Source organism: Blautia faecis (genome assembly GCF_027662325.1).
In the GTDB taxonomy this organism is placed as follows: Bacteria; Bacillota; Clostridia; order Lachnospirales; family Lachnospiraceae; genus Blautia_A; species Blautia_A faecis.
This window is the reverse complement of the sequence record NZ_JAQDKY010000069.1, coordinates 1-9,296: the sequence shown is the minus strand read 5'-3', so window position 1 is coordinate 9,296 and position 9,296 is coordinate 1. Positions and strand designations below refer to the sequence as shown.

The following is a 9,296-nucleotide window of genomic DNA, read 5'->3' as shown; positions in this document are numbered from 1 at the left end:
TCCGATTGTTTCCTTAACAGTTTATCCAATTAAACAAATTCTTTTTTATTTTTTCTTTTATCCTATCACACTCGCACCAAATGGCATGAAAGAGAGTCTTGCCATCTTGAAAAACTGCTTTCCAAATGGAATTCCAACTATCGTAATACACCATATACAACCAACTATCAGGTTTCCAAGTGCCATTTCCCATCCAAAAAATATAATCCATATAAGATTTACCAGAAACGAAAACATGCCATTTCCATATACGATTTCTTTTCCAAACGGCCAGAATGCCAGGGTTGCTAATTTAAAGCATTGCAGACCTACCGGAATTCCAATAATTGTAATACACCATATGCATCCTGCAAAAATCCATGCCAGTCCACCCAGTAATCCTCCAAATATAAACCAAAGAATATTACCTATAGTTCTCATGACAATACATCCTCCTTATCCAATGTTTAATATTCTTTTGCAATTTCCTCTGTTATCTCATATATCTCTTTAAATTTTTCTAAGTCCTCCGGCGATCTGATCAGCATGATTTCTTCGATTTTTCCGGTCCGTATGTCTTTGAACCCTGCTACTTCTTCTCCGGTACAAATACTTGCACGAATAACTGGTTTCATATGTTCTCGGTCATATGTTTTTTTCATGATTTTCTTTTTGAATAATCCCATACTTCATCCTCCGAATAATTACAGTAACAAGATCAACTATTAATTTCTGGAACATTTTTCTGCATCGATTGCCAGTACAAACATCAGCGCATCCAACGCATTTCCTGGATCCTGCACATCAATAACATATGTATCAGTCATATGAAACAGTTCTTTACTAACCCGTGCAATTGAATAACCGCTTCGATCAAGAATGCTATAGTTCCATTCCATAATGGTTCCATCAATATGCCATCCATTGTAATCAATATTATAATGTGGCGTCAGGAATGAGAATTCTTTGCTCAGGCATCCAATATAACTGCCATTTTTATAAATCTCAAATTTAGGAAGAAAAGTAAGTACTTTCTGAACAACCATTCCTACTTCATTTCCATAGGCATCATAAATTACAAGTTTATGTCCCCAGGACAACTGACCTTTTACTACATAAACAGTGTTGCCTGCTTCATCATAAATATCATAGCTGTCAAACCATGAAAATAGCCTTTGTTTAAATAATAACTTCATAACTTTTCACCGCTCTCTCCAACAGATATAATTGGTTCTTTACACTTCTTCGATATTGGCTACGTGGATTTTTCCATCAGGTTGTGTATGGCTTTTCCATTGTTCTTTTGTTATGACATTTGTATGGCCAACTCTTACCTCATTAAGCAATGGTACTGGAACCTCATCGCAAGTATGATGATAAATAAATCCAAGTTTCTCCTGTACTCTTTTGGACTTTTTATTTCCGTCATAATAGCCACACCATATTGTAGTCATTTCAAGCGTTTCAAATCCTCGTTTCATAAGCGCATATGCCGCTTCGGGCATATACCCTCTGCCCCAGAATGGTTCTCCCAACCAGTAACCAAGTTCACATTCATCATCTCTATCTGTCATATCTGTATGTCCGTTTAGTTTTAGTTCAACAGCTCCTATTGCAACATTATTCTCTTTTTCACAGATTGCATAGCATTCTGCTCCGGTGAAAATATTGTCAATAACATATTTACTTGATTCGATATCCTTGTGAGGAGGCCATCCGGCAATTGGCCCTACTTTTGGATTTTTTGCATAAGTAAACAAACTTTCTGCATCATCTTGCGTCCACTTTCTTAAAATTAATCTTTCAGTTTCTAGTATCATTTTAAAATATATCCCTTCAGTATTCAATTTCGATTTATCCAATTAAGACAATTCTTTAGGTTAGAATCGATGATGGAGTAAACGAAAAAGCAGTTTCGACATTTCAGTGAACTGCCCCTTCGTTTACTCCATTTTCGATTTGACCTAATTGAACAAAGTGAGCGTCCGAGTAGCTACTACCTATGGACTTTTAATCTTTTGTTCTTATCCATGATTATACAGGATTTCCTGTGCAGACGCTACAGAAATCAAGAATTTTCAGATAAATAGGTATAACAATTAAACCTCAGGATTTTGAGGCTTAGAAAACATATAAAAGATTTGGATTTTAACACCTTTGCGGTATTCTCAGTTGTGGTTTTCCAAGATGTCCACCGCAGGATTTACATACATAGATGTTTATCCCGTATAGCTGTTTCAATATTTCTGGCATCTCCTTATCCCTGAGCTTTGAAAGATATTTTTTGCATCCGAGGAGATTCCGGCATAAAGTGAGCTTTTTGTGTCTCTTCAGGATTCTTATTCTGATATTTCAGAAAATAAGAGACATAGTTTTTATAGCAGTTGATGGAACGTTCTTTAAGGTTACAGATTTTTCCGGCTTCCTCAAGCTGTTCTAAATATTTTTCATACATAATAAAATCCTCCATATAAAATCAGTAGTTATCCGGAACACTGCTTTATATGGAGGTGCATTTTGGTCATAAAACCGCTTGCCAACCAAGCGGAAGGGTGGTATTCTTTTCATAGGCAGTGGGAAGGTCGATCCTGTTTGATTGTTTCGTTGTGGTGACTTAACAATACTACTTTTAGGACTTGCTTTCCACTGTTTTGTTATAGAAAAAAGAAAATCGCTATGCCATAGCCTTGGTAGGCCATCGCGCAGCGATTTTGTTCAATTTATGTTTGCAGGTTTGGGAGAGATTGTTTCTTTTCCCGCCTTTTCTCTGATTTACATCCCCGAATAAGGGGTGACAACAGAGCAGAACTCAAATGTTAGCTGGACTTTTTCTCACATGCTCTGATTTGATCTCATATATAAAACCAGCAGAGATTTTGCTCTCCACCGGTCTGCTTTTATCCTAATTATGTTCCCCTTGCATTGATTTTGCTAATAATGTCAGACAGGGATAGTCCACAGCTGGAAATTAGTTTTTCATTTAAGTAATTATTTCAGTCCCAAAAAGACATATGAATTTTCACAGCCTGCTTCTTCTAAGGAATTAAAAAACAGACCATATAACAACTTTATATGCTCTGTCTTTTTATTCCTACAAATCTTCGTGCAGTTTTACATCGCTATTATCTGCCATGCATTGTTTTAAGGCAATGATCATTTTTTCCGCATCCAGTGGCTTTGCAAGATGAACATTCATTCCAGCCAGCCGGCTGTTGATAATGTCTTCTGCAAAAGAATTCGCGGACATTGCAATGATCGGAACCCTCCTGGCATCCCTTCTTTTCATTTCCCTGATTGTCCTTGCCGCATCCAGACCATTCATCCTCGGCATCATAATATCCATATAAATTACCCCAAAATAATCCGGTGCAGATTTCTCGAAGATTTCAACTGCTTCCTGCCCGTCTACTGCACATGTAACTTCCATACCGCTGTCTTCCAGTATACATCTGGAAATTTCCATGTTCAACTCATTGTCTTCCACAACCAATGCCCGCATGCCTTCTACCGAATAATCATCAAGGCTTACTGGCTTATCTGATAAATTACTGTTTTTATCCTGTGTGCCAATTTTGAACGGAATTTTTACAATAACTGTTGTCCCGACACCTGCTTTGCTCTTCAGTTCAATACTTCCATCCATTCTGTCCACGAGTTGCTTCGTAATTGCAAGCCCCAGTCCGGTGCCTTCATACCTGGATCTGCTTGTCTCGCTTTCCTGAGAGAACATATCAAAAGCATGTGCAATAAAATCTTCACTCATACCCACACCCTGGTCTTTACAGTAGAAAGTGAAATTTGCTCTGTCATCATCCAGAGTTTCTTCCTTAACCCCGAACGTGAGCACACTACCCGACTGACTGAATTTTATGGCATTGTCCATAATATTCGACAGAATCCTTCCAAGATATACCGGGTTTCCAACCAGAGTGCTGTGACTGTATGTACCATTTTTCCAGTCAATCTCATACCGGATGCCTTTCTTGGCAGCCCGCTCATCATAAATTTGATTCAGTTCCTGCAGTACCTCTGTCAGATCAAATAAAAGCTGCTGGTCCTTCAAATCCCCGCTCTGTAGTTTATTCATATCCAACACATCATTTACCAGAGACACCAGATATTTCAGGGATTCCATTACCTTTTCTCTGATCTTCTGCTGCATCTGTGGATCATCTGCGTACTGATTTCCCATATTTACCATACCGATAATACCGTTCAGTGGTGTACGGATATCATGACTCATCGTTGCCAGAAACCTTGTTTTCATTTCGGCTTCCCGCTTTGCTGCTTCCGCAGCAAAGTTAAGATCCTCTTCACGTCTCTTGGAATCGCTGATACTACGGACTGTACATAAAACATGGGTTACATTTCCAGACTCATCCCGTTTTTTTACAGTAAAAAGCATCCTGTGCCAACTGCCATCACACATTCTGTATTCTGTAGAAATACATTCTTCCGTCTTCAATCTTGCTGAAAGTGTAGAGACATCCAGAAATGGACGGATCAGCGAACGGTATTCAGATGCAACCATTGTATCACAAAGCTGATACAGTTTCTCCGATGCACTGCCTCTGTTTCCTGTCAGTTTGTGTATTTCACTGTCATTTGATATCTCTTCAAAAAAATCTTTCTGCACATCAATCCTGTAGATAGAACAGTAACTCTTAGCAATTGCTGAGATTATTTCATTACTCAGCCGTGCTTCATCCAGTGCCTGCTTTAATTGATTCTGGATCGTAGTTTCTTTTTCCATGATATCATCAATATGCCGAAAACCCACCAGTGCGAAAAAATGTTTCTCATCCTCGTATATTTTGGCTGCCTGTGCCTCAAAAAATTCATGCTGGTTCGGATTCGGTTTACTTCTATAATGGTATGTAATGCGCTCCTTCCGGGAAAGCTGTTCCTTTAGATGCCCTGTCGAAATCCAGTCCTTAAATTCCTGTCTTTCTTTCTCATACAGATATTGAACCGCATATTGGTCAGCAGAAGAATTGAAATTATCACCCTGTTTCAGATTCATTTTTTTTACGTTGGTTCCATCGTTTATATGGAGAATTTCAAAGGAACCGGTATTTAATTCAACATAATAGACAGCCGTAAAATCTGCACATATCTTATCCAAAAGCCGTCTTTCCGCCATCTGTTCTGCCAACGTACTTTTCAGTTTTCTGTTCCTCATATGTACCATTACAGTCAGGATAAGAAGCAGAACGATCAGCACAGTTATAAAAACCAAAACAGTCACAGACTGCGGTTGCTTCGGAAATAAATTAATTTCTGTCATAACAAAATCCTCTCTCTATGTTTCCTGTCTGCTTTTCCCATGCATCTGGAAGGCTCCTAATTGCTGCGGTTGCCTCATAATCATTTATGACAGGCATTTTGCTTTCTCAACTCTTCGCTTATAGTCTGCTTAATTTTTTCCGCATCCAGCGGCTTTGCGAGATGTGCGTTCATTCCTGCTTCCATACACTTTTCTGCATCTTCCCTAAATGCATTTGCAGTCATAGCAATGATAGGGATTATTTTTGCATCCTGCCGTTCCAGGTCTCTTATTGTTCTTGCAGCAGTAAGACCATCCATCACCGGCATCATAACATCCATTAAAATAACATCGTATGTTCCCGGTTCGGAAGCTTCAAAATGCTGAACAGCTTCTAACCCATTGTTCACTGTTTCTACTTTAGCCCCATTTTCCGTCAGCATAAATTCTGCTATTTCCACATTCAGCTCATTATCTTCAACCAGCAATACCCGGATATCTGATATATCTGCATCAAAATCTTCTTTTTCTTCTGGCCGTGCATTCGTATCAATTTTAAATGGAAGTATTACAGTAAAACAGCTTCCTTCACCAAGCTTGCTTTCAACTGTTATGGTTCCTCCCATCTTTTCTACAAGTTGTTTCACAATAGGCATTCCCAGACCTGTCCCATTATACTCAGAACGTGGGGAATTATCTGCCTGTACAAATGGAGTAAACAATTCATTTTTTATAAATTCTTCTGACATTCCAATTCCATTATCTTTTATTTTAAATTCACATGTCATGTGATCTTCTAATCTTTCAATCGTTCTCATACTCATGTAAATAAAACCATTCACCTTATTGTACTTCATACTGTTTGTAAACAGATTCATCAATATTTTTTTCAGATGAACTGCATTGCTCCAAACATATATACCACTGTAATCATCATGTTCTCCTATAACATGAAGTCCTTTTTCTTCTGCCTGAAAAGATAGTGACTCCGTGATTTCCTGACATACCTGATCCAGATTGATGGATTCATCACCAAAAACCACTGTATCTGATTCTAACTTTGCCATATCTAAAACATCATTTATCAATGATAGTAGCAGTTTCGATGACTCATGTATTTTATTCATGCAATCCTTTGCCCGCTCAGCATCATTTCCGCTTTTCTCAAGAATCGTAAGCATGCCAATAATACCATTGATCGGTGTTCTGATATCATGAGACATGTTATTTAAAAAGGAAGTCTTAGCCTTATTGGCACTCTGTGCTTCTACAAGTGCATTTTGTAATTCCTGCTGTTTTTCTTCAAGCTCCTGATTCAGCTTCAATGCCTGCTCAGCAGACTTCTTGGATTTTTCTTCCGCACGTTTTGATTTTTTCAAAGAATCAAGAATTATACACAGAACAACGAAAAAAGAAATTCCAGCGATAAGTGAAACTGTCAGTAAATTGTCCTGAATAAAATCCTTCGCTGTAACTTTTCGTAAGGAAGCATTATACGAAACTACTGCACCTGAAAATTGAGTTGTAGGCATAGATGTCAGTGTTTTATTCAGAATGGACAAAAGAACCGGTTCTCCCTGCAGAATAGCAAATGGAACATCAGCTTCTTTTGTCAGGAAAACACTATGAAGCTTATTATTTTTCAAATAGTCTGAAACAGTACCTGAATTGCTTACAATACAATCCGTCTCCCCTTTCTGCATTGCTTTTACTGCTGCATCTGATGTTTCATATTCCACAACCTTCCATTGCGGATAATTGTATGAAAGATATGCTTTCAATGCAAAATCATCTTTTTCAACGGCAACTATATTCTCTTTATTTTCATCAAAAGAATCCTTTGCCGTAATTGCTGCCATATTGAGAGTCAACAGCGTATCCGACAAAGCAAATCCATTTGTTTCTGCAAAGTATGGATTCTGGTTTGCATGAAAGATCAGGTCTATTTTTCCATCCTGCAATGCCTGAAGCAGTTCACTTCTTGTCTCATATCCATTTAATTCAAATTCCAGAGTCTGACCTTGCAGACAATTTTCTGCAAGATCCACATAATCTGTAATAACACCTGTCAGTTTACCTGTTGATGGATCTACACTGCTGATACCTCCATCCTGATTCAGATACCCTATCCGGATTGCACCATGCTGCCCGATCCACTCACTTTCTTCTTTTGAAAGAAACGAGCTGCTCTGTGCAGAAAGATAACGCCTGTAGAGATCATCTGTGTAAAATGGGTTGTCATCCTTGATTCTGCGCATAGCACTATCCAGTGCTTCTTTGATATCCGGACGTTCTGGATTTATAGCGAAATAGATTTCTGTCTCTCCAATACTTGTAAGCGGTGAAATATCCGATTCTTCCCAACGGGATTCTTCTACCGAAACGAAGCAGTCAATTTCATGTTTCGACAGTTTGTCCATAATTTCTGTGGTTGTAGAAACATTGATATGCTTCGTATGCAGACCATATTTTGATTCCCATTCATTAAGCACATCCTCCACTATATTATCTTTAGACACACCAATATTTTTTCCCTCAAAAGAATCCAAATTTCCTGCTGTAAGATCCATATTGGATGCATCCGTATAGATGTAATATTTCTCTTCCCCCATAGGCATATCGGAAAAAAGCATATTTTCAGCACGTTCGTCTGTATAGGAAATGTCACCAAGAATATCAATCTCTCCATTTTCCAACTGTGTAAAGCAGTTTTTCCAATCACTTGTTATGTATTTATATGTCCATCCTGCATAACCTGCAATATCTTGAAGATACTCATAACCATAGCCGCTTCTTTCTCCCTTTTCATTGACGGTATTATAAGTTTCTTCAAAAGATCCTACCCGGATAACATTGTCAGAGTTTTCTTTGGCAAATGTAGGAACGGATAAAACAATAAAACATATAATTGTGCAAAATATAATGTAACAAAATTTGAAATTCATTATATTCTGTACTAATTTGCACTTCTTCATCTTTCTCCCCTCCTCTAGGCTACAGTTGCTTGCTTCCAGATTTTAATTTTACATTCATTAATTGTCAATAACCTCCCCGCTATTTTTCCAAACAGCTTCTGTATTACTTATTCAAGTGCTCTACCATAAAAAAGCACTGCCAAACAGACAGTGCAACCTCATTTCATGCAACTGGCTGCCATTTTACAGGCCCTGTAGCTTTGCGTCCCAGACTTTCATCTGGTTTGCCGATTTCCTTATTATAGCTTTAATACTTATGCAAAAAAACTGGTTTTATTATACTTTAATGCTCTAGTATACACAAGAAAACATTACCGTTTTAACGACAAAAATAAAAAAAGAACAGCCGATACATATACTCGAACTGTTCTTCTACTTCCGAAGACCACGCAGCATTGACATCACTGTTTCCTGCTCATTTGTACTCAGATTATTCCATATCCTTAAAACTTCTTTCTGTTTTTCTGTCAGATTCTCTGAATTACCTTCCTAAAAAAACTGTGATAATGTCACGCCCAAAGCTGTACATATTTTTTCAAGTGTGATCAGCGACGGCAGGTTTTCCTGCGCCATGATTCTTCCCAGTGATGACTGGGAAATTCCAAATACACATAAGCATGATACAATAGAGGCATGCTGAAGGAGGATCTCATATGGCAAAGCAACATGACAAACAATTTAAACTTGATGCAGTCTAGTACTATCAGGATCACAAAGATCTCGGAGTACGTGGATGTGCAGAAAATCTTGGCATCGGATACAGCACATTAACAAAATGGCTGAAAGACTTCCGGGAATCAGGTGATATTCCTGTTCGTGGTTCTGGTAATTATGCATCTGATGTTCTCACTATCGGAATCGTACTCTGTCTGTTCTACATAATCTGCGGAACAGTCTCGTTTATACGGATAAAAAAATAAACTGAGCCACGGCTGTTCCAACATGAAATCAGCCGTGGCCTTATTTATATCATTTCACTCTTTTTTGAAATAGAACAACACCACAGCAACAACTCAAATCGACTTAAAATTCCAGACTATTCGCATTCAGCAAGAAATACTTCATTCCCATGATGA

At 38.1% G+C, this 9,296-nt stretch carries 8 protein-coding genes, 1 pseudogene and 1 riboswitch; all 9 genes and pseudogenes read right to left on the bottom strand.

All coding sequences use genetic code 11. The features are described from left to right. Window positions 1-57 precede the first annotated feature (57 nt). The 9 genes and pseudogenes from PGQ38_RS18545 to PGQ38_RS20270 all read right to left on the bottom strand — a co-directional run bounded on the left by PGQ38_RS18545 (window position 58) and on the right by PGQ38_RS20270 (window position 8,880). A complete protein-coding gene (locus PGQ38_RS18545; RefSeq protein WP_204454931.1) occupies window positions 58-420 on the bottom strand; it encodes a YccF domain-containing protein in 363 nt (120 codons plus the stop codon). Window positions 421-446: 26 nt separating this feature from the next. Then, a complete protein-coding gene (locus tag PGQ38_RS18540) occupies window positions 447-665 on the bottom strand; it encodes an aspartate dehydrogenase (RefSeq protein WP_118577832.1) in 219 nt (72 codons plus the stop codon). A 39-nt stretch (window positions 666-704) separates the two neighbouring features. Continuing rightward, the gene (locus PGQ38_RS18535; RefSeq protein WP_173716680.1) at window positions 705-1,175 is read right to left on the bottom strand and encodes an LURP-one-related/scramblase family protein; all 471 of its coding nucleotides are present in this window, start codon (window positions 1,173-1,175) and stop codon (window positions 705-707) included. 39 nt (window positions 1,176-1,214) lie between these two features. Further along, window positions 1,215-1,841 carry a GNAT family N-acetyltransferase gene (locus PGQ38_RS18530; RefSeq protein WP_306797052.1) on the bottom strand — a complete coding sequence of 209 codons (627 nt, stop codon included), beginning with the start codon at window positions 1,839-1,841 and terminating at the stop codon, window positions 1,215-1,217. 286 nt (window positions 1,842-2,127) lie between these two features. Beyond that, a pseudogene (locus tag PGQ38_RS21035) lies at window positions 2,128-2,307 on the bottom strand (IS91 family transposase); the annotation flags it as partial. Beyond that, a complete protein-coding gene (locus PGQ38_RS18525) occupies window positions 2,237-2,434 on the bottom strand; it encodes a hypothetical protein (RefSeq protein ID WP_270433045.1) in 198 nt (65 codons plus the stop codon). The gene PGQ38_RS18525 and the pseudogene PGQ38_RS21035, both read right to left, overlap by 71 nt. A 636-nt stretch (window positions 2,435-3,070) precedes the next feature. Then, a complete protein-coding gene (locus tag PGQ38_RS18520; protein WP_204454929.1) occupies window positions 3,071-5,266 on the bottom strand; it encodes an ATP-binding protein in 2,196 nt (731 codons plus the stop codon). A gap of 80 nt (window positions 5,267-5,346) precedes the next feature. Beyond that, window positions 5,347-8,220, bottom strand: a complete 2,874-nt coding sequence (locus PGQ38_RS18515; RefSeq protein WP_270433043.1) for a response regulator — start codon at window positions 8,218-8,220, stop codon at window positions 5,347-5,349. 163 nt (window positions 8,221-8,383) lie between these two features. Then, window positions 8,384-8,459, bottom strand: a riboswitch (cyclic di-GMP riboswitch). Between the two features lie 250 nt (window positions 8,460-8,709). Continuing rightward, entirely contained in the window at window positions 8,710-8,880 is a 171-nt protein-coding gene (locus PGQ38_RS20270) for a helix-turn-helix domain-containing protein (protein ID WP_227200182.1), read from the bottom strand. Window positions 8,881-9,296 lie beyond the last annotated feature (416 nt).